This is a genomic window from Cyanobium sp. BA5m-21 (assembly GCF_024346235.1).
GTDB lineage: Bacteria > Cyanobacteriota > Cyanobacteriia > PCC-6307 > Cyanobiaceae > Cyanobium_A > Cyanobium_A usitatum.
This window is the reverse complement of record NZ_JAGQCO010000026.1, coordinates 1-19,572: the sequence shown is the minus strand read 5'-3', so window position 1 is coordinate 19,572 and position 19,572 is coordinate 1. Positions and strand designations below refer to the sequence as shown.

Here is a 19,572-nt window from a genome sequence, read left to right as displayed (position 1 = left end):
TCAGGCCTCCACTGGGGCTGCGGTTTCCTGATCCGCCAGGCTCAGGAATTTGGTCTTGAGGGGAAGCTTGAACTGCGCCAGGCGCATGGCTTCCTTGGCGATCTCGGGGGTGATTTCAGGACCACCCATTTCAAACAAAATGCGCCCCGGTTTGATTACGGCTACCCAGAATTCCGGGTTGCCCTTACCGGAACCCATACGGGTTTCGGCGGCGCGCATGGTAACTGGTTTGTCAGGGAAGATCCGGATCCAGATCTTGCCGCCGCGTTTGACGTGGCGGGTCATGGCTCGGCGGCTGGCTTCAATCTGGCGGGAGGTGATCCAGCCACATTCCTGGGCCTGCAGTGCAAACTCCCCGAAGGCAATCGTGTTGCCCCGGGTAGCGACACCGCGCATGCGGCCTCGCTGTTGTTTGCGGAATTTGACGCGTCTTGGACTCAGCATGGTTCAGGGCTCCGGATCACTCTTTGTTAGAGCGGTCTTCAAACTGTTGCGGCTGCCGGCTGGTCCGGCGGCGGGGCGCAGCACCCACGGGCAGCTGCTCTTTCTGGCCAGGCAGCACCTCGCCTTTGAAAATCCACACCTTGATTCCCAGCACTCCGTAGGTCGTGCTGGCCAGCTTGGTTGCGTAGTCGATGTCGGCACGCAGGGTGTGTAGGGGCACGCGACCTTCCCGGGTCCATTCGGTCCGGGCGATCTCGGCGCCGTTGAGGCGGCCGGCCACCATGATTTTCAGGCCGAGCACGCCAGCCCGCTGGGCCCGTTGCACGGCCATGCGGATGACGCGGCGGAAGGCAACGCGCTTCTCCAGTTGCTGGGCGATGTACTCGGCCAGCAGGAACGAGTCGGCATCGACCCGCTCGACCTCCACCACGTTGATGCGCACCTGACGGTTGGCATCACCGAGGGTTTTCTGAATACCGGTGCGCAGCTCTTCAATGCCGCTGCCCTGACGGCCAACAAGCACGCCGGGACGGGCGGTCTTGAGTTCAACTTCCAGTTGATCTGCCTTACGGGCAATCAGCACGTCGCTGATGCCTGCGGCGCCGTACTTCTTATGGACGAACTTGCGAATGCGGTCGTCTTCCTGAAGCAGGATTGGATAGGTCTTACTTGGGGCGTACCAACGCGAGCGGTGTTCCTGGGTAATCCCCAGGCGCAGGCCGGTTGGATGGATCTTGTGTCCCATCTTTCGGTGTCCTCGGGGGTTAGGTGGAAGGAGCCACAGCAATGCTGATGTGGCAGGTTTGTTTTTTGATCGCGTAGGCACGACCCTGGGCGCGTGGGCGGAAGCGCTTCAGGCAGGGACCCATGTCGGCGATCGCTGAAGCGATTACCAATGTCGAGGGGTCCAGGCCGAGATTGTTCTCGGCGTTAGCCACAGCCGAGCGCAACACCTTGGTGATTGGGCCGGTTGAGCGGTAAGGCATGAACTCGAGCATGATCAGGGCCTCGCGATAGCTGCGGCCACGGATCTGGTCGAGAACTCGTCGCACCTTGGATACGGAACCGCGGATGAAGCGGCCGTGGGCGAGAGCCTGGTTGGAAGGTGTGTTTGCCATAGCGTCAGCGGCCTCCTTTCTTATCCTTGATGTGGCCCCGGAAGGTGCGGGTGGGGGCAAATTCCCCGAGTTTGTGGCCCACCATCTGTTCCGTCACGTAGACGGGAACATGGGATTTGCCGTTGTGAACGGCAATGGTGTGGCCGATCATCATCGGCAGGATGGTGGAAGCACGTGACCAGGTTTTGATCACGGACTTGTCATCTGCGCCGTTTTGCTTTTCAACCTTGCGAAGCAGGCTGTCGGCAACAAACGGTCCTTTTTTGAGCGAACGTCCCATGGTTGATTAAGCGAACAGCAAAGCGGTGTTGATCATCAGGAATCGCGTCCGCCACGGCTCCGTTTGGAGGTACGGCGACGTTTCCGGAGCACAAACCGATTGCTGGGTTTGTTCCGCTTACGGGTTTTGTAGCCAAGGGCAGGCTTGCCCCAGGGGGTGACCGGACCAGAGCGTCCGATCGGGGCGCGGCCCTCACCACCACCGTGAGGGTGGTCGCAGGGGTTCATCACCGATCCACGCACTTCAGGCCGGCGACCAAGCCAGCGCTTGCGACCAGCCTTGCCCAGGCTGGTGTTGCGTACTTCGGAGTTGCCAACTTCACCTAGGGTGGCGTAGCACTCGCGGCGCACAAGGCGCACCTCGGTGGAAGGCAGCTTGAGGGCTACGTAGTCGCCCTCTTTGGCAACCACTTGGGCACTGGCACCAGCCGTGCGGACCATCTGGCCGCCCCGACCGGCATAGAGCTCGACGTTGTGGACGCTGGAGCCGAGGGGGATGGCAGAAAGAGGCAGGGCATTCCCCGTTTCAATCGGCGACTCGGGTCCGGAGATCACTTGCTGTCCGATCTCAATGCCAGCCGGAGCAAGGATGTAGCGCTTCTCGCCATCGACGTAGAAGAGCAGCGCTAGGCGGGCGTTGCGGTGCGGGTCGTAGTGAATGGCCGCCACTTTGGCGACGACTCCCAGCTTGTCGCGGCGGAAGTCGACGATGCGGTAGAGGCGCTTGTGACCACCGCCGCGGTGGCGGCAGGTGATCACGCCACGGTTGTTGCGGCCTTTGCGGCGGTGTTTGGCGACCACCAAGCCTCGCTCCCGTTCGCGGCCAGTTACTTCGGAGAAGTCACTGGCGACACGGGTACGGGTGCCGGGGGTGATGGGTCGGTATTTACGGATAGCCATTTCTTTTCAGACCCCTCAGGACTCAGGGAACAGCTGGATGGCATTGCCTTCGGCGAGGCGCACCACTGCTTTCTTCACTTGGGCACGTTTGCCGGCGAAGCGGCCCACCCGCCTGGAGCGGCGAGGGGGATTCATGGTGCTGATGCCGATGACTTTGACGTCGAACAGCTGTTCAACGGCAGCCTTGATGTCGGGTTTTGCAGCCCGATGGTCCACCTCAAAGGTGTACTGGTTCTGCTCGAGGGCCCGGGTGGCCTTCTCGGTGATCAGCGGCCGACGGATCACATCCGCAAGCCGGCTCGAAAAACGTTCAGCCATCGCCGTAGACCTCCTGAATCTTCGCGAGTGCTTCCTCGCTCACCACCAACTTGTTGGCGTGGAGCAAATCAAACACGTTGAGCTGATCCGCAGCGATCAGCTTGACCTTCTCGAGGTTGCGCACCGAGCGGCGCACTGCCTCGGAGGCTCCGTCGAGCACCACCAGCACCTTGGTGCCGGCTTCGATACCAAGCCGGCCGAGACCGGCGGTGATTTCCTTGGTTTTGGGGGTATCGAGCCCAACGCCAAAGCCCTTGACAACGGTGATGTCGTTGATGCGACTCATCAACGCGGTGCGCAGGGCCAGGCGACGCTCCTTGCGGTTCATCGCCAGGGTGTAGCTGCGGGGCTTGGGACCAAACACCACACCACCGCCGGGGCGGAGGGGGGTTCGAATCGAGCCTTGGCGGGCCCGACCTGTGCCCTTTTGCTTGTAGGGCTTGCGGCCGCCACCGGCTACTTCAGCGCGGGTAAGCGTGCTGGCCGTGCCCTGACGGGCGTTTGCCAGCTGACGCACCACGGCGCGATGCACCAAGTCTGTGGCAGACGATTCCTTAGCGACTTTGAGTTCAAGGGCAGCCTTGCCGGCCTCCTTGCCTTGCCAGTCGCGAATTACACAATTAGCCATTGGTTTTCTCCTCAGTTCCCGGCTTTGGCGCCCACCCGGTTCGCCGGGCGGATGTTGAGCAGGGCGCCAGGCTTGCCGGGCACCGAACCCTTCACTACCAGCAAGTTGCGCTCCACATCCACTTTGAGGATGACGAGGCCGCGGGTGGTGATTTGTTTGCCGCCGTAGCGGCCCGCCATGCGCTTGCCGGGGTAGACGCGGCCCGGCGTGGTGCCGGCGCCGATCGAGCCAGGCTCTCGGTGGTTCTTGGAACCGTGGGTCATGGGGCCCCGGCTGAAGCCGTGGCGCTTTTGGAGGCCGGAAAAGCCACGGCCCATGGTGTCGCCGCTCACATCAACCTTTTGACCAGGCTCAAAGGCCGTCACGGAGATGGAGCCACCCAGCTCAAGGCCATCCACGCTGTCAACCCGATATTCCTTCAGGTGGCGCAGGACCTCATCACCAGATTTGGCTAGGTGCCCCTTGGCTGGCTTGTTCACGAGCTTTTCGCGAATGTCGCCAAAACCAAGCTGAACGGCGTTGTAGCCGTCGGTGCTGGTGCTTTTGAGTTGGGTGATGCGGCAAGGACCCGCCTCGATCAAGGTGACCGGGATGGACTTGCCCTCGTCGTTGAAGAACTGGGACATGCCCAATTTCTTCCCAAGAATGCCGATAGACATAGGAGGGGAAACAACGCCAGCTGGACCACCGGGCGCAGTGAGCAAGGGCCTCATGCACGACGGTGAAACTGAAGCGGTCAGAATGTTGCCTGGCTCGGCCGAGGGGCCGCTCTTCGCCGCGGAAGCCTGGGCCTCCATCAACGGGTTGCGATTTCCAAGGGCTAGCGAGGCTGATCTGATTCGGATCAGCGCGGCTGGGACTTATCGGAACCGGACTGGACTCAACAGACTTGAGATCAGTGCGTTCTGGCAGTTTCCCGACGGGACCTGCAAACTTTTAAAGCTGCTGGAACCGTGCTGGCCGAGGACGATCACCACCACTGGTGATCGTGTGCCGTGATCTGGAGGCCCGGCTAGCGGTCGGGCACATATCAATGGCACAGTTGATGAACATACCCCACCGCCTAACCCTGCTTGGGCTGTCAAAGTGGTGTGTAGCTAGCAATTACCCGTAATGCCCCTGCTGCTCTCCGGTCGCGGTTTCCGCCAGGACCTTGAGCGCGCTGGTGCTCTGGCCCTATTTGCACCCCTTGAGGGTGGCGCAGAGACCCGCTTGATGCGCCGGATGCGGGCTGTTGGTTATCGCGCCCAGCTCACATCGGCGCGGGGGCTTGGTGATCCTGAGGCCTTTCTTTTGCAGTTGCACGGTGTGCGTCCGCCCCACCTGGGTCACCAGAGCGTGGGCAGGGGTGCAGCTGTGGGCGAGGTGCAGCGGGTGATGCCCCAATTGGGGGCTTTGCTCGAGGGCACACAGCCCATCCTGCTTTGGTTGTTGGAGGGTCAGGTTCTGTCTCAGGCTGAATTGGGGTCCCTGATCTCTCTCTGCCAGCGTGAGCCTCGCCTCAAGCTTGTGGTGGAGATGGGCGGTTCCCGTGAACTGCGCTGGCAGCCCCTTGAGCAGCTGCTTGACGCCTGAGGAGGCTCTCGCCTTAGGCCGCTGGGTCAAGTTGATCTGTGGGGCTAGCAACCAGGATCTGGCTGGGATCGAAGACCTCTGCGGCATTTTTTCTCTGGCCGGGGTGCACTGCATAGATGGCGCGGTAGATGCGGCTGTAGTGGCCGCGATCCGCCGCGGGATTGATTGGGCTGAAGCCCGTGGCGCCAGTCGCCCCTGGCTGATGTTGAGCCTCAGCGATGGCGACGATCCCCATTTCCGTAAGGCTTGGTTCGACCCCGCCTGCTGCCCGCCGGTCTGCCCCCGCCCCTGTGAGCGGGTTTGTCCTGCCTTGGCCATCGGGCTTGCTGCTACTGGCGCTCCAGGAGTGTTGGCGGAGCGCTGCTATGGCTGTGGCCGCTGCCTGCCTGCCTGCCCCCACGGAATGATTGAGGAGCGGAGTCAGGTGCTGGCAGGGGCGGATGTGCCTCCCCTGCTTGCGGAGTTGCGCCCTGATGCGGTGGAACTCCACACCCACCCCGGTCGCGGCGTGGCCTTTGCAGAGCGGGTTGGCCAGCTGCGGGCCAGTGGCGTGCAGCTGCAGCGGCTGGCGGTGAGTGCGGGTCTTGAGGGCACAGCCCAGTCGCCCTCTGCGTTGGTGGCGGAGCTATGGCAGCGCTTCAGCCTGCTGCGCGGCGCCGGCTTTCGTCCCCTCTGGCAGCTCGATGGCCGGCCGATGAGTGGTGATGTGGGGGCGGGTACGGCTCGAGCGGCCGTCAAGTTGGTTGCGGCCGTGCTCCCCCAGGCTCCCCCCGGCCCCGTGCAGCTGGCTGGGGGCACCAACGCTCACACGCTGCCTCAGTTGACGAGCTATCCCTTGCAGCATCGAATCGCTGGCGTCGCCTTTGGTGGCGTGGCTCGCCGACTGTTGCAGCCCCTGCTATTAGAGGCCCAGGGGCGGGGACGCTCTTTGCTGGCCGATGCCGAGCTTTTCCCCCTTGCCCTGGGGCTGGCTCGGGAGCTTGTTAATCCCTGGCTAGAACGTACCTAGTGCCTTGCGATTCGGTGTCCAGCCCTGCTTTGATCGCCCCCCAGCGCGTCACCGACGACCTCGATCGCCTGCTGGCCCTGCTGCCTGAGGTGGTGCAGGCGGCCTTGGCGACCGCCGAGTCGCGTGAGCAGTTACTGGAGGTTGTGCTCGACCTGGGCCGGGTGCCCGAGGCCCGCTACCCGGGCCAGGTAAGCGCCCTGGGCAATCAGCCCCTGGAGCGCGCCGACCTGGCTGCAGTGGTGGAGAGATTAGGCAGCTTCGGCGGCGACAACCGTGCCGGCATTGAGCGCACCCTGCATCGCATCAGTGCGATCCGCAACCGCACCGGCACGATCGTGGGACTCACCTGCCGGGTGGGCAGAGCAGTGTTTGGCACAGTGGCCATGGTGCGCGACCTGCTCGATGCCGGCGAGTCGCTGCTGTTGATGGGGCGCCCTGGTGTGGGCAAGACCACCGCCCTGCGCGAGATCGCCCGGGTGTTGGCCGATGACCTGGGCAAGCGGGTAGTGGTGATTGACACCAGCAATGAAATCGCTGGGGATGGCGACATTCCCCATCCCGCCATCGGCGGCGCCCGGCGCATGCAGGTAGCCCGGCCGGAGCTTCAGCACCAGGTGATGATCGAGGCCGTGGAAAACCACATGCCCGAGGTGATCGTTATTGACGAGATCGGCACCGAGCTTGAAGCCCAGGCGGCTCGCACCATTGCCGAGCGTGGCGTGATGCTCGTGGCCACGGCCCATGGCAATGCCATCGAAAACTTGATTAAAAATCCCACCCTCTCCGATTTGGTGGGTGGCATTCAGGCGGTGACGCTCGGCGATGAGGAGGCCCGCCGCCGTCGCACGCAGAAAACCGTGTTGGAGAGGGCTGCCGAGCCCACTTTTGCCATGGCGGTTGAGATGCACAGCCGCCATCGTTGGCATGTGCACAGGGACGTGGCCCGCACGGTGGACATGCTGCTGCGGGGCCAGGTGGGGCGCCCCGAGATTCGGGAGCTCGGCGCCGATGGGCAGCTGCAGCGGCAACTTGAGTCAGCGCCTGCCCCGGCTGCCAGGGAGGCGGTGGCGCCGCGGCCCCATGGGCGACCACGGCTGGCCGCCGCACCCCTGCCCGAGTTGGAGGACGCTGACGCGGCGTCAGAGCTCCCAGCGGTTGAAGCCGCGGCAGCGATGTTGCGGGTGTACGGAGCGGGCCTCAGCCTGGGGCCGCTGGAGCAGGTGGTGCGGGCCCGTCAGTTGCCAGTGGAGCTGGTGGGCAGTGTCGAGCTGGCTGACGCGGTACTCAGCCTGCGCCAACATCTCGGCAGTGATCCCCATGTGCGCCGTCAGGCTCAGGACCTGGGCCTGCCGATTTTGGTCCTGAAGTCGGCGGCCCCGCCCCAGCTGCAGCGCGCCCTAGAGCGGCTGCTCCAGCGTCATCGTGAGGGACAGGCGCAAAAGGATCCAGTCGCAGTGGCTGCCTGCAGCGCCCAGGCCGATGACGCACTCGCCGGGCTTGAGGAATGCCGGCTGGCGGTTGAACAGGTGGTGTTGCCCCACGGCCAGCCCGTAGAGCTGCTGCCCCGCAGCGAGAGGGTGAGACTGATGCAGGCGGAATTGGCTGATCGCTACCGGCTACGCACCGCTGTGTTTGGTCGCGGTGTGGAGCAGCGACTGCGGCTATTTCCTGTCTGAGCTAGGAGCCGGTGGCTGCGGCGGTTGACGAAGGACCGGGCGCTATGGGTAACTATCTTGGTACCCGGAAATTCCGGTTGAGCCCATCCGTTAGGTTTGGTTCAAGCTCTTTCAGAGCGCCATTGGGTCGTCGCCAAGCGGTAAGGCAGCGGTTTTTGGTACCGCCATTCCTAGGTTCGAATCCTAGCGACCCAGTTTTGATCCATGTCTTTCGCTCCCCCTGCTGCGACTGGCTTTTGGGCTAAATCTGGCCCCTTGATCGTTTTTGATTTCGACGGGGTGTTGATGGATGGCATGCCCGAATACTGGTGGTCGGCCCGGGCGGCGGCCCTGCAGCTGGCTCCAGAGCTGGTGCTCCCCGAGCAGGCACCGGCAGGTTTCACCAGCTTGCGGCCCCTGATTCACAAGGGTTGGGAGATGGTGCTGATTGCAGCGGAGTTGGGCCGCCCGGATCTCAACTTGGAGGAGTTGCTGGCCGATTACGACGGGGCCTTGCCTGCCGCTCTGGCTCGTTGGGGGTGGCAGCCGGAGCGGCTGCAGCGCCAGCTCGAGCAGGTCCGCAATGCCGCCATCGCTGAAGCGCCTGCTGCCTGGCTTTCCCGCCACAGGTTTTACCCGGGGGTGAAGGAGCGATTACAGCGCTTGGGGCAGGAAGGGGCCGACTGGGTGGTTCTCACCACCAAGGGCGCCGCTTTTGCGGCCAGGCTGTTGGCGGCTGCGGCTCTAGAGCCTTCCGCCCTTTATGGCCACGAGCACGGCAGCAAGCCCGAGGTGCTGCACCAGCTGCTGGATCAGGGGCGCCCGCTCTGGTTTGTTGAAGACAGACGCCCCACGCTGGCAACGGTGCGGGCCGATTCCCGCTTGGCATCGGTCCGTTGTTTTTTGGTGAGTTGGGGGTACTTGGGTCCCCAGGACGCTGAGGCTTTGCCGGCTGGCATCGGCTGGCTGACGCCGGAGCTATTTGCTGCCCCCCTGGCGCAATGGCCCCAGTGAGCTAGAGTACGCTCGTACTATTAGCAATTGATACGCCGGCCCGCTTTAGGGGCACTAGCTGCTTAGAGGCCGCAGGATGGCCGTCTTCGGGTTTGCCTGGAGGTCGTGCCTGCGGGTCATGCCGATTTACGGCTAGCTCCCCGCCCTGCTTTGCGTCTTTGCGGCCTGTTCCTTCGCATTTGATTGCTGTTATGCCCGCTACCCCTAACTCCTCCTCCAGCCCTTCCGTGCCCCCTGCTTCCCGCGCCTCAGCCAGTTCTGCTTCGGCTTCTGCCTCTTCTGCAGCTACCGCCTCTTCAGCTACTAATTCTGCGGCTACGGCCTCTTCATCTAATAATTCGACTGCCGATAGCCGGGCAGCAGCCGAGCGCGACAAGGCCTTGGGGCTTGTCTTGAATCAGATCGAGCGCAATTTCGGCAAGGGTTCGATCATGCGCCTGGGGGATGCCTCCCGCATGCGGGTGGAAACCATCGGCACTGGGGCCCTCACCCTGGATCTGGCCTTGGGTGGGGGCTATCCCAAGGGTCGCGTAGTTGAGGTCTATGGGCCGGAGAGTTCCGGTAAGACCACCCTCACCCTGCATGCCATTGCTGAGGTGCAGAAGCGAGGTGGTGTGGCCGCTTTTGTGGATGCGGAGCATGCCCTCGACCCCGTCTATGCAGCGGCCCTTGGCGTTGACATTGAAAACCTGCTGGTCTCCCAACCGGATACCGGTGAGATGGCTTTGGAGATCGTCGACCAGCTGGTGCGTTCAGCGGCCGTGGACATCGTGGTGATCGACTCGGTGGCGGCCTTGACCCCCCGCGCTGAAATTGAAGGTGAAATGGGGGACCTGGCTGTGGGTGCCCAGGCTCGCCTAATGAGCCAGGCCATGCGCAAGATCACCGGCAACATAGGTAAATCCGGCTGCACCGTGATCTTCCTCAACCAGCTGCGCCAGAAGATCGGTGTCACCTACGGCAATCCGGAAACCACCACCGGTGGTAACGCCCTCAAGTTTTATGCATCGGTGCGCTTGGACATTCGCCGGATTCAGACCCTCAAGCGGGGCACCGAGGAGTACGGCATCCGCGCCAAGGTGAAGGTGGCAAAAAACAAAGTCGCCCCGCCCTTCCGGATCGCCGAATTCGACATCCTGTTTGGCCGTGGCATCAGCACCCTTGGCTGTTTGCTCGACTTGGCCGAGGAGACCGGTGTGGTGATCCGCAAAGGTGCCTGGTACAGCTACGAGGGCGACAACATTGGTCAGGGCCGGGACAACACGATCACCTGGTTGGAGCAAAACCCAGCCCAGGCTGAGGTGATTGAGCAACTCACTCGGCAAAAGCTGAAGGAGGGCTCAGAGGTCACCGCCAATTCCATGAAGCCCCTGGCCGCGGCTGCTAAGGCGGCTGTTGCATCATCAGGGCTCGCTGAAGCGGGCGATGGCCTCGAAGAGTTGCTGGTGACTAGCTGAGCTGCTTGTCCCAGCTCAAGGGAGCGTGAATGCTCCCTTGAGCTGGTTGGGGTTAGGCGGGTTGGCTGGCGATTGAGCTCGCGATCCCTTTGCTGCCACGGGGCTTTGGAGCACTTGGGCGACTCGCTGTAGCTCCTGGATGGCTTCGGCTCCTTCTAGCTTCACCAGTTCGTGGCCATCGCGGGATTCCACCCAGCTGATGCCGAAATCGGAAACTAAAAACCGCACCATGTGGTTCGCGTCGAGGTTGGCGACGAAGGAGGCCCCGTGACCGTCCCGGCCATCACCGCAGACGTAGCAGGTGGCAGCAATGCCTCGGTCTTGAAGGCTTTTGGCGAGAGCCTGAAGACTCATCACCAGGTCGTACACCACAGATCTGTACTGCTCGGCTAAGCGTGGGAACACGACGACCAGACGGATTCAAAAGATCCTAATCTTTTCTTCAGGATTTCGCGGGTCAGCCGTCGGACAGGTTCCACCAGCCGGCTGCGGGGCCGACAAAACGCACCGTCAGCCAGAACACCACCAGGGCGCCGATGCCTATCCAGGCCCCTTTGGTGGTGAGGGTGACGAAGCGATCAGCCTGGTTGCGCGTCAGGGGCAGCCAGGCTGCGACGCGTGGCGAGGTGTCAATTTCTTTTGGCCGTTTTGGCTTAACCAGCTTGGGTGGCAGACCCTGAATGCTGCGACGCTTGGCTTCCCCCATGGCTCCGCTACTTGGATGGTGAAGTCAGGATCCCACGTCAGTGAGGCAGTAAGCGGGTCAGGTTGATCCAGGGTTCCAGGGCCGCAAGCACCTGGCGGCCCCAGCTCCGCCCCCGCAGCCGCCCATCCAGTACGGCCAGTCGGCCAGCGCCCTCGCGCCTAAGCCCCGCTACACCGAGCTGCAAACGGGTTAGGGCATCTGGCAGCAGGCCCTCTCGGAACCAATCGCGGCCCTCCTGGCGCAGGGCCATTACTCGCGCAGCGGTGAGTGGATCTTCGAGGCTGGCGATCGGCAGCAGGGCGATCACGATCTGGCTTGGCAGCGGCAACCGGGCCTGCTGCTCGAGCCACCAGCACCAGCGGCCACAAATCACCCCATTGCTCTCGGGCGCGGTGCTCTCGTGCCCTACGCGACTGCCGAATTCCGCTGCCAGCCCACTGGTCAGTCCTAATCGCAGGGCTTCGTCATCGATCAGCACGACCGTTAGCCCAGCTTGGCCAAGGATCAGGCGCCGGCTTTGCTCGAGCAGGTGCTGTCCGTAGTTCGGGCTATTCGGCAGCGGTTGGCGCAGCGGCGCAAATAGGGGCAGGGGGTCGGCAAGGGGTGCATCGCCGAGATTCAGCTCCACATCCGGCTGGAGCCCCAATTCACTCCCCGGCGCAAGTTGGCCCAGCAGCACCGCACCCCGCCCCTCCAGCAGACCGCGCAGCACCGCCAAGGGCTCGAGGGGGTGGCGGTGCAGTTGCCATTGCAGCAGTTGGGGATTCAGCTGGGCCCAGCTGGTCCAGCCGTCGCCCTTGGCGGCCAGCCAGTCGGGCCATGGCGCGGGTAGGGGGCTTAGCAGCTGCAGCAGATGGCGCAGGGGGGCTTCGTCGTCTGGGGCCAAGGCCACCAGCTGGTTGGGACGGCGGGGGGCGCTGAGCACCCTGCGATTGAGCCGTTGGTGCAGGCTCAGCAGGCTGGACTCGGCCGCGGGCTGGGCCCGCCGCAGTTGATCCCAGTGCTGGTGTGTGACCACCACCTCCAGGGCTTGGCGCAGCAGGGCGTCGAGCTGTTCCGCCTCCGGGATCACCAGTTGGCGCTCCCCCAGCCCCCCCTTTTGCCAGGCCGCGACCAGCTGCTGATGGCTAAGCAGCCAGACGCGGGCAGCTTCTGGTGCTTGGTCGCCCTCGAAGCAGGGCAGGGCCATGCTTGGTTCGGCCTTTGCCAGCCTGGGCAGCTCCACCTGTAGCAGCCGTTGGCGTTGGGCCTCGCCCACCACTATTGCCAGGGGGCACTCGCTTAGGGCCAGGGGCACCAGCAGGCTGATCCACCAGCTGGGCTCGCTGCCTGGTGCTAGTCGCACCAGGGTGTGGTCGCCGCGGCGCAGGCTGCGGGCCACCAAGCGGCTGAGGCTGAGGTGGTGGGGCCAGGGAGCACTGCCCTCCTGGCGCAATAGGTCCTTGAGTTGCTGATGGGCGCGGGCTTCGAGCATTCCCAGCCAGCCAACAGATCAAAAGCGTAGGAAGCTGGCGGCATGGCTCCTGCCCCCAGATGACTCCCGATTCCCTGCCCAGCCCCCAGGCTCGTGCTCGCAGCACCGCCAATCCGTGGCGGCAGGGGCCCGTGGGGATCGTGGGCTTGGGATTGATTGGTGGCTCCCTGGGCCTGGATTTGCAGCACCAAGGCGTGGAGGTGCGCGCTCTAGTGCACCGTGATGCCACCGCCGAGCGAGCCCGGCAGCGGTTCCTGGCCACAGAGGTGGGCACCAACCCCGCCGTGCTGGCCGGCTGCAGCCTGGTGGTGCTGGCCCTGCCCCTAGACCGGCTGCTGGAGCCGACGCAGGAGTTGCTGGCGGCGTTGCCACCCCAGGCGGTGATCACCGATGTGGGTTCGGTGAAGGCGCCGGTGCTGGAGCTCTGGCAGGGCCTGCATCCCCGTTTTGTCGCCAGTCATCCGATGGCCGGTACGGCTGAGGCGGGCGTGGAGGCGGGGCGGCAGGGGTTGTTTCGCGGGCGCCCTTGGGTGGCGACCCCCTCTGCCGCCACTGATCCGCAGGCGCTGGCGTTGGTTCAGGGCTTGGCCCAGGCTGTGGGGGCCCACTGGCTCAGTTGCGGCGCCGCTGAGCACGACCAAGCGGTGGCGCTGATCTCCCACCTGCCGGTGTTGGTGGGTGCCGCCCTGCTGCAGACGGCTGATCGGGCGGGCGCTGCGGGCGCCGGGGATCTAGCTGGCCTAGTGCGCGCCCTAGCTTCAAGCGGCTTTGCCGACACCAGCCGGGTGGGCGGCGGCAATCCGGAGTTGGGCACCCTGATGGCCCGCTGCAACCGCGAGGCGCTGCTGGTGGCGCTGGCGCTCTACCGGCAGCAGCTGGAAGCCCTCGAGCAGCAGGTGAGCCAGGGGGATTGGCTGGGCTTGCGGCAGGAGCTCGATCGCAGCCAGGAGTTGCGGCCGCAGTTTCTCTGATCCCCCTGACACGGCTATGTGTTCAGGTCGCTGAGGTTCAGGGATTGGCCCCGCTCTGCCAGCAGCTGCCGGCAGGCCATCAGGGCTGATAGGCCCACGGCGGCGGTGCCCTCGCCGGGGTGGATCGAATCGCCGCACAGCCACAGGCTCGGTAGGGGGGTGCGGCTCGCCAGGCCGAAGGGCCCGAAGCGGCTGGGGTGCTGTCCCAGGCCGCCCACAAAGCCAAAGGGCCGCCCGGTCCAGCGCTCAAAACCCCTGGGTGTGGCTAGCTCAGCGTGGCGCCACTGTGCTGGGCTGATGCCCAGCAGCGACTCCAATCCCCGCTGTATGGCGGCCAGCGCTTCCGCCTTGGCTTGTTCGTAGGCGGTGGCTTCGAGGCCAAACCAGGGCCTCGCTGGTGTGAACACGCTGGCGATCACCGTGGCCAGGCCCGCCGGCGCCCGGCCGTCGCCCTCGTGGCTCACCGACACAAACAAGGTGCCCGGATCGGCCCAATCGAGTTGTAGGTGGGAGTGGCAGTTGGCAGGCAGCAGGGCTCGCTCCACTGCGCCATAGAACACCAACGCGCCGGAGGGATCGGGGAGCTGGGCCAGCCGTTGCCGGTAGCCCGCGGGCAGCTGCTTGCCCAGCAGATCGGGCAGGCTCTGCACCGGCAGCGCCAGCACCACATCGGCGGCCTGCCGTTCGAAGCGCTCGCCCCGTACCCGCCAGCCCGCGCCGCCTCCAGGCTCGTTGCTGCGCTCCAGGCTGCCAACCCGGTGGCGCAGTCGCAGCTGGCCGCCGCCGGCCGCTAGGGACTGCTCCAGCTGCTGGCTGAGCACCTGCATGGAGCCCTGCAGGTGCCAGAGCCCAAGCGGTGCCTGGCCCATGGCCAGCACGGTGGCGCCATAGAGGGCGGCGGTGCGCTCTGCTGGCTCCTGGGAGTACAGGCGTAGCTGCAGATCCAAAAAGCGGCGCAGGCGTGGATCGCCGCCACAGCCCGTGAGCGTCAGCAGATCAGCCACGCTGGCGGCAGCGAGTAGGCCACTTGCCAGGTTGGCGGGCCTCAGGGCCGGCAGCAGCTGGCCCAGGTCCCAGAGGCTGCGCGGCGGCAGCACCGGATCGCGGCTTGCAAAAGCCCAGTTGGCAGAATGGAGGGTGGCGCAGAGCTGCCAGAAGCGGCCGCTGCCGGGAAACTGCTGCTCCCGTTCGGCCTTCCAGCGCGCTGGATCGCGCCAGATCCGCACCGGCGGCAGGCCATCGGCCAGATCCACCACGCAGGCTGGATCCAGGGGAGTGGCCTGCGGTAGGGGCAGACCGAGGTGGGCCAGCAGGCGCTGGTGGCTGCCGCCCGGTTCCAGGCCTGCCACCTGGGTGGCGCCCACATCAAAGGTGTAGGGGCCGCGGCGAAAGGTGCCGGCGCAGCCGCCGCTCTGCTGGTGGGCTTCCAGCAGTTCCACCGTCAGGCCCTCCCGGGCCAGCAGGGCTGCGGCGGTGAGGCCGGCGATGCCGGCGCCCACCACCACCACATCGAGGCGCTTCTCCATGGCGCCATGCTGGCAACCAAGTGCGCGGGCGCGCGATGCAGGCCTGGGTAGAGCAGCAGCTCGGCTGCGCCGTGGTGGCCCAGGCGCCGCTGGGGGGTGGTTGTATCCACCAGGCCTGGCGGCTGGAGTTGGCTGATGGTCGCAGCGTGTTTGCCAAGACCAATGCGGCCGCCGCCCTGGCCATGTTTGATGCGGAACTGAACGGCCTGCAGCAGTTGGCCCACCATGCGCCTGCGGCTCTGGTGATCCCAGAACCCCTGGCATGGGGAGTGGCCGGCGATCGCGCCGTGATGCTGCTCAGCTGGTTGCAGTTAGCAGGCTCACTTGGCGCCGCAGCTGAAAGTGGTTGGTTTCAATGCGGCCAGGCCTTGGCCCAGCTGCACCGCAGCAGTGCCGGCTCGGCACCAGCCCAGGGCTACGGCGCTGCAGCAGACAACTTCATTGGATCAGCCCCCCAGCCCAACGGCTGGCGCTCCGATTGGGGGGTGTTTTTTGCGGAGTGCCGCTTGGCGCCCCAGCTGGCCTGGGCCGCTAGCCGGAGAGAGCAGCTGCGGGGAGCACGGGAGCTGCTGGAGCTCGTGCCGCGATGGCTGAGCGGCCATCAATGTGAGCCGGTGCTGGTGCACGGGGATCTCTGGTGCGGCAATGCGGGCCTGCTGAGCAATGGCTGCAGCACAATTTTCGATCCCGCCTGTTTCTGGGGAGATCGGGAAGTGGATCTGGCGATGGCCCAGCTATTCGGCGGTTTCCCGAAGGCTTTTTTTAGCGGCTACAAAGATGTATGGCCGTTGGAGCCCGGGGCCAAGGGTCGGGTCGCCCTTTACAACCTGTATCACCTTTTGAATCACGCCAATCTGTTTGAAGGCGGTTGGGGACGCCAGGCTCAAACCACAATTGATCAGCTGCTTCTTAATAGCTGCTGATTAGCCCAGATATTCCTTGCGGAGGTTTTGGACCTTGGCAACCACGGCACCGCGCTTTTCGCTGGTGGTGAGGTTGTGCCAACTCCACTGGCCGACAATCACCAAGCCCAGCAGCTCCAGCAGGCCGGGAACCACGGGCAGCAGGTTAATTGCGTCGAGCACTCCTTTGATCAGGATCTGAGCGACGATCACAGCCAGAATCACGCCGCTGGCTTTGCCGATCCGTCCCATCTGGCTCCAGTCCACCTGGTCCAGGGTGCCGTTCACCTTGGCAAGAATTTCGCTGTAACGCTCACTGAAGCTGGCTTCGGCGGCACCGGAGGTGGCGTCAGTCTCCACTTCAGTGGCAGTGTCCTGCTCAACCGCGTCGGTGGTGGTATCGCTCATGGACCGGTTAAGAGGCGAATGTTTGGAATGATTCATAAGGTATCGGCGTGTTCTCCCAAGCGCCAGAGCAAATCAGGGCAGATCTGCACCTGCTCACCGTTTTGCGCCCCATCCTGGCCAGCGCAGAACCGGAGGAGGGTTGTGCCCTGCTGCTGGGTGAACGCTTGGACTTCGACTGGCAACTGCGCCTGGTCTGGCCGTGTTGCAACGTCTGGCCCCAGCCTCAGCAACGCTGCCAGCGCTTTGCGATTGATCCAAGGGAGCAGCTGCAGGCGCAGAAGTGGGGCAGGGCTCAGGGGCTGGAGCTGCTGGGCTCGGCCCACAGCCACCCCACTAGTGGTGCAGTGCCTTCTGGCACCGATCGCAGTCTCTGTGGGATATCCACCTTGATGGTGATTCTCGGGGCTCAAAACCTTGGTGGGGAGTTGGTTGCCTGGTGGTTGCCGGAAGCTCCGGCCGCGCCCCTGAGCCTGCCATGGAGAATGGTGTCCTGATCCAAGAGGCCATGCTTCCTCCCGACACCAGCGGCGTCCAGCTCAGCCCCGATGAGGTGGCTCGCTTTGCCCGACACCTGATCCTGCCAGAGGTGGGAATGGAGGGGCAAAAGCGGCTCAAGGCTGCTTCTGTTCTGTGCGTGGGCACCGGTGGACTGGGCTCGCCCTTGCTCCTTTATCTAGCGGCTGCCGGGGTAGGCCGGCTCGGCATCGTCGATTTCGATGTGGTCGACCACTCCAACCTCCAGCGCCAGGTGATCCACGGCACCAGCTGGGTTGGCAAGCCCAAGATTGAATCGGCCAAGGCCCGCATCCTGGAGATCAATCCCCACTGCCAGGTGGATCTCTACGAGACGGCCCTCACCAGCGAAAATGCCCTGGAGATCATCTCCGGCTACGACCTGGTCTGCGACGGCACAGACAACTTCCCCACCCGCTACCTGGTGAACGACGCCTGCGTGCTGCTGGGTAAGCCAAATGTCTACGGCTCGATCTTCCGCTTTGAAGGTCAGGCCACGGTGTTCAACCTGGATGCAGCCAGCCCCAACTACCGGGACCTTTTCCCTGAGCCGCCGCCGCCGGGCATGGTGCCCTCCTGCGCCGAGGGCGGCGTGGTGGGCGTGCTGCCCGGAATCATCGGCGTGATCCAGGCCACTGAGGCGGTGAAGATCATCACCGGCATCGGCACCACCCTCAGCGGCCGCCTGCTCCTGTTCGATGCCTTGGGCATGAAGTTCCGCGAGCTGAAGCTGCGGCCCAACCCCGAGCGCCCGGTGATCGACAAACTTATTGATTACCAAGAGTTTTGCGGAGTTGGTGGCACTGCCCCTGGCCAGGAAGAGTCCGGAGCTGTGGAGAGCATCAGCGTGGGCGAGCTCAAGGGCCTGCTCGATGGCGACACTTCCGGCCTGGTGCTGATCGACGTCCGCAACCCGCCCGAGGCGGAGATCGCAGTGATCCCCGGAGCCGAGCTAATTCCCCTCGATCTAATCGAGAACGGCACTGCCGTGGAGCGGATCAGGCAGCTGGCGGCAGGCAAGCAGCTCTATGTCCACTGCAAGCTGGGCGGCCGCAGTGCCAAGGCCCTGATCGCCCTGAAGCGCCACGGCATCGAGGGCATCAATGTGACCGGCGGCATCGACGCCTGGAGCCAGGAGGTGGATCCGAGCGTGCCGCGGTACTGAGGGTGCCCAGCTGTTGGGCGGGAGCAGCCGCTGTGGCGCCTGGCCTGAGATGGGTCCACAACGTTGAGACCGGCGGCCGGGCGACAGACGACGACCGATGCTGAGCGGTCATCAAGCCCTAAGCCACCGCGTCGAAGTTGAAGCCGATCACCAGATCATCAAAGTCGCGATCGCCGCCGCCAACCATGTCCTCCAGGCCAAAAAGGTTGTTGCCGAGGGCACGGAAGTGGCTGAAGCCATCGGTGCTAGCTGCGCCATAAGCTAAGAAGATATTGCCATTCACCTGGGCAAAGGGTGCCAGGAAGGAACCGCCGCTCACGCCGCTAAAGCTGCGGGAAGTGGTCTGATTGTCAGCGACTGCGAGATTGCCGAGCTGAGCGATGAGGTTCGAGCTGCGCAGGGCCTCTGCGGCGTAGGCGCTATCGCCAGGCCGCAGGCGGGTGATGCCATCAGCAGCGATCACGGTTCCATTGGCATCGAGACTGCGGTAGAACCCCGCGCTGGAGTTGAAGTCGGCTTCACGGCCAAGCACTACTGAGCCGCTGAGGCTCTGGGCCGCAGTGAAGGCGCTGAGATCGAGCACAGGCGCGCGGCCCTGGGCAGTACTGATCAGAGCATTGAGACCGAGATCGCCGGGTAGGAGAGCGAGGGAGAAGCGCACGCCGCTCGTCGAGCTGAAGGCCACTTGGCCGTTGGCGAAGGCTGCGGAAGAGAGCAGGCGGAAGCGGCTGTCAGAGAGGCTGGAGAGCTGCTGGAGACTGGCGTCCACAACCTCGAAGAAGCGGAGGCTCTGGCCGTTGATCAGCTGAAGGTCGCGAGCGAAGGCGCTGCCGGCCGGAGGGAGGGTGACATCTTTGCTTTCCAGCGTGGAGAACAGGGTCTGCGCACGGCCGCGCAGCCAGTTCAGATCACTGAGAAGGGCATCTGCACTCGCCACTTCTGCGGCATTGAGCACCACGTAGCCGATCTGGTTGGAGCTGTTCGGGCGACTGTTGAGGGTGGCGCGGAGGTTTACGGCTGCGGGTGCGGCATTGGATGGATCGCTGACGGTGACTGTGCCGGAGCCTGCACTGGTGAACTGAAGGTTGGCGAGATCGACGAATCCAGCAACGGAGGGATCAACGATGACGCCATTAGCAAGGTCATCCTTGTCTCCATAGCCACCGTCAATGAGGCTGAGGGTGAATAAGTCTGGAGTGCCATCGTTGTTCAAATCAAAGAAACGTGCGCCGGCACCGGTGATCGGGTCGTAGCTCAGGGGGGAGAGGGCACCGGTTGCGGTGTTAAGGGCGTAGTAGAGGAGCTTGCGAGCAGGCAATCGGCCAAAGGGGTCGCGGAGATCAGCCAGGAATTCAGCGGCAACCAGATTCGGATCCGAGCTCAAGGAAGCCTCAGCCCCCGGATCAGTAGCAAGCTGGAAGGCGATGGCCGTTGCATTAGTCCGCACTCCAAGGCTTGCGAGATCCTGCAATGTGGCTTGATTGATTCCCAGATTGCTGATGATCTCAAC

General features: G+C 64.2%; 23 protein-coding genes and 1 tRNA gene. 10 read left to right on the top strand and 14 right to left on the bottom strand.

Annotation, left to right across the window (positions count from 1 at the left end):
- From rplP to rplC, 8 genes are read right to left on the bottom strand one after another with little or no spacing between them, the layout of a single operon-like run.
- Positions 1-444: a 50S ribosomal protein L16 gene (rplP, locus tag KBY72_RS09110; RefSeq protein ID WP_254941846.1), complete on the bottom strand. Its 444-nt coding sequence runs from the start codon at positions 442-444 to the stop codon at positions 1-3.
- A 16-nt stretch (positions 445-460) separates the two neighbouring features.
- Entirely contained in the window at positions 461-1,189 is a 729-nt protein-coding gene (gene rpsC / locus KBY72_RS09105) for a 30S ribosomal protein S3 (protein ID WP_254960498.1), read from the bottom strand.
- A gap of 19 nt (positions 1,190-1,208) precedes the next feature.
- Positions 1,209-1,562 carry a 50S ribosomal protein L22 gene (rplV, locus tag KBY72_RS09100; protein ID WP_106632384.1) on the bottom strand — a complete coding sequence of 118 codons (354 nt, stop codon included), beginning with the start codon at positions 1,560-1,562 and terminating at the stop codon, positions 1,209-1,211.
- A 4-nt stretch (positions 1,563-1,566) separates the two neighbouring features.
- Positions 1,567-1,842: a 30S ribosomal protein S19 gene (gene rpsS, locus KBY72_RS09095; protein WP_106632383.1), complete on the bottom strand. Its 276-nt coding sequence runs from the start codon at positions 1,840-1,842 to the stop codon at positions 1,567-1,569.
- 35 nt (positions 1,843-1,877) lie between these two features.
- The gene (gene rplB, locus KBY72_RS09090; protein ID WP_106632382.1) at positions 1,878-2,741 is read right to left on the bottom strand and encodes a 50S ribosomal protein L2; all 864 of its coding nucleotides are present in this window, start codon (positions 2,739-2,741) and stop codon (positions 1,878-1,880) included.
- A 15-nt stretch (positions 2,742-2,756) separates the two neighbouring features.
- A complete protein-coding gene (locus KBY72_RS09085; RefSeq protein ID WP_094560045.1) occupies positions 2,757-3,059 on the bottom strand; it encodes a 50S ribosomal protein L23 in 303 nt (100 codons plus the stop codon).
- Positions 3,052-3,687 (bottom strand): 50S ribosomal protein L4, encoded by a 636-nt coding sequence (gene rplD / locus KBY72_RS09080; protein ID WP_106632381.1) that lies wholly within the window; start codon positions 3,685-3,687, stop codon positions 3,052-3,054. The genes KBY72_RS09085 and rplD overlap by 8 nt, the downstream gene beginning before the upstream one ends.
- Before the next feature lie 11 nt (positions 3,688-3,698).
- Positions 3,699-4,346 carry a 50S ribosomal protein L3 gene (gene rplC, locus KBY72_RS09075; RefSeq protein WP_106632380.1) on the bottom strand — a complete coding sequence of 216 codons (648 nt, stop codon included), beginning with the start codon at positions 4,344-4,346 and terminating at the stop codon, positions 3,699-3,701.
- 454 nt (positions 4,347-4,800) lie between these two features.
- On the opposite strand from rplC, the gene KBY72_RS09070 reads away from it, so the two are divergent.
- From KBY72_RS09070 to recA, 6 genes are all read left to right on the top strand, one after another.
- Positions 4,801-5,262 carry an NAD(P)H-quinone oxidoreductase subunit N gene (locus KBY72_RS09070; RefSeq protein WP_254941844.1) on the top strand — a complete coding sequence of 154 codons (462 nt, stop codon included), beginning with the start codon at positions 4,801-4,803 and terminating at the stop codon, positions 5,260-5,262.
- The gene (locus tag KBY72_RS09065; protein WP_254993438.1) at positions 5,252-6,271 is read left to right on the top strand and encodes an LdpA C-terminal domain-containing domain; all 1,020 of its coding nucleotides are present in this window, start codon (positions 5,252-5,254) and stop codon (positions 6,269-6,271) included. Before KBY72_RS09070 ends, KBY72_RS09065 begins: the two co-directional genes overlap by 11 nt.
- 32 nt (positions 6,272-6,303) lie before the next feature.
- Positions 6,304-7,947, top strand: coding sequence for an AAA family ATPase (locus KBY72_RS09060; RefSeq protein WP_254960539.1), 1,644 nt, complete (start codon positions 6,304-6,306; stop codon positions 7,945-7,947).
- 123 nt (positions 7,948-8,070) lie between these two features.
- Positions 8,071-8,142: transfer RNA gene (locus tag KBY72_RS09055), tRNA-Gln, on the top strand.
- A gap of 9 nt (positions 8,143-8,151) precedes the next feature.
- Complete coding sequence (locus KBY72_RS09050) at positions 8,152-8,940, top strand: HAD family hydrolase (protein ID WP_254960495.1); 789 nt, start codon at positions 8,152-8,154, stop codon at positions 8,938-8,940.
- Positions 8,941-9,167: 227 nt separating this feature from the next.
- The gene (recA, locus tag KBY72_RS09045; RefSeq protein ID WP_254993446.1) at positions 9,168-10,397 is read left to right on the top strand and encodes a recombinase RecA; all 1,230 of its coding nucleotides are present in this window, start codon (positions 9,168-9,170) and stop codon (positions 10,395-10,397) included.
- A 15-nt stretch (positions 10,398-10,412) separates the two neighbouring features.
- Here the strand turns inward: recA and KBY72_RS09040 are convergent, their stop codons facing one another.
- The 3 genes from KBY72_RS09040 to KBY72_RS09030 are packed head-to-tail and all read right to left on the bottom strand — an operon-like array spanning position 10,413 to position 12,577.
- A complete protein-coding gene (locus KBY72_RS09040) occupies positions 10,413-10,802 on the bottom strand; it encodes a DUF1815 family protein (protein ID WP_254960491.1) in 390 nt (129 codons plus the stop codon).
- Positions 10,803-10,854: 52 nt separating this feature from the next.
- Positions 10,855-11,103: a DUF2839 domain-containing protein gene (locus KBY72_RS09035; protein ID WP_254960490.1), complete on the bottom strand. Its 249-nt coding sequence runs from the start codon at positions 11,101-11,103 to the stop codon at positions 10,855-10,857.
- A 37-nt stretch (positions 11,104-11,140) separates the two neighbouring features.
- Entirely contained in the window at positions 11,141-12,577 is a 1,437-nt protein-coding gene (locus KBY72_RS09030; RefSeq protein WP_254960489.1) for a helicase, read from the bottom strand.
- A 59-nt stretch (positions 12,578-12,636) separates the two neighbouring features.
- On the opposite strand from KBY72_RS09030, the gene KBY72_RS09025 reads away from it, so the two are divergent.
- Positions 12,637-13,548, top strand: coding sequence for a prephenate/arogenate dehydrogenase (locus KBY72_RS09025; protein ID WP_254960488.1), 912 nt, complete (start codon positions 12,637-12,639; stop codon positions 13,546-13,548).
- Positions 13,549-13,562: 14 nt separating this feature from the next.
- Here KBY72_RS09025 and crtD read toward each other — a convergent pair whose 3' ends face one another.
- Entirely contained in the window at positions 13,563-15,074 is a 1,512-nt protein-coding gene (crtD, locus tag KBY72_RS09020) for a C-3',4' desaturase CrtD (RefSeq protein ID WP_254993437.1), read from the bottom strand.
- 35 nt (positions 15,075-15,109) lie between these two features.
- Here crtD and KBY72_RS09015 point away from each other — a divergent pair, with 35 nt between their 5' ends.
- Positions 15,110-15,997, top strand: coding sequence for a fructosamine kinase family protein (locus KBY72_RS09015; RefSeq protein WP_254993436.1), 888 nt, complete (start codon positions 15,110-15,112; stop codon positions 15,995-15,997).
- Here KBY72_RS09015 and KBY72_RS09010 read toward each other — a convergent pair whose 3' ends face one another.
- On the bottom strand, positions 15,998-16,384 hold the full coding sequence (locus KBY72_RS09010; protein WP_254993434.1) for a CAAD domain-containing protein: 387 nt from the start codon (positions 16,382-16,384) through the stop codon (positions 15,998-16,000).
- A gap of 47 nt (positions 16,385-16,431) precedes the next feature.
- On the opposite strand from KBY72_RS09010, the gene KBY72_RS09005 reads away from it, so the two are divergent.
- Both KBY72_RS09005 and moeB read left to right on the top strand, forming a co-directional pair.
- A complete protein-coding gene (locus tag KBY72_RS09005; protein ID WP_254993432.1) occupies positions 16,432-16,878 on the top strand; it encodes a M67 family metallopeptidase in 447 nt (148 codons plus the stop codon).
- Positions 16,879-16,889: 11 nt separating this feature from the next.
- A complete protein-coding gene (gene moeB, locus KBY72_RS09000; RefSeq protein WP_254993440.1) occupies positions 16,890-18,062 on the top strand; it encodes a molybdopterin-synthase adenylyltransferase MoeB in 1,173 nt (390 codons plus the stop codon).
- 118 nt (positions 18,063-18,180) lie between these two features.
- Here the strand turns inward: moeB and KBY72_RS08995 are convergent.
- Positions 18,181-19,572, bottom strand: a 1,392-nt coding sequence (locus KBY72_RS08995; protein ID WP_254993425.1) for a DUF4114 domain-containing protein, incomplete at its 5' end; no start/stop codon positions are given.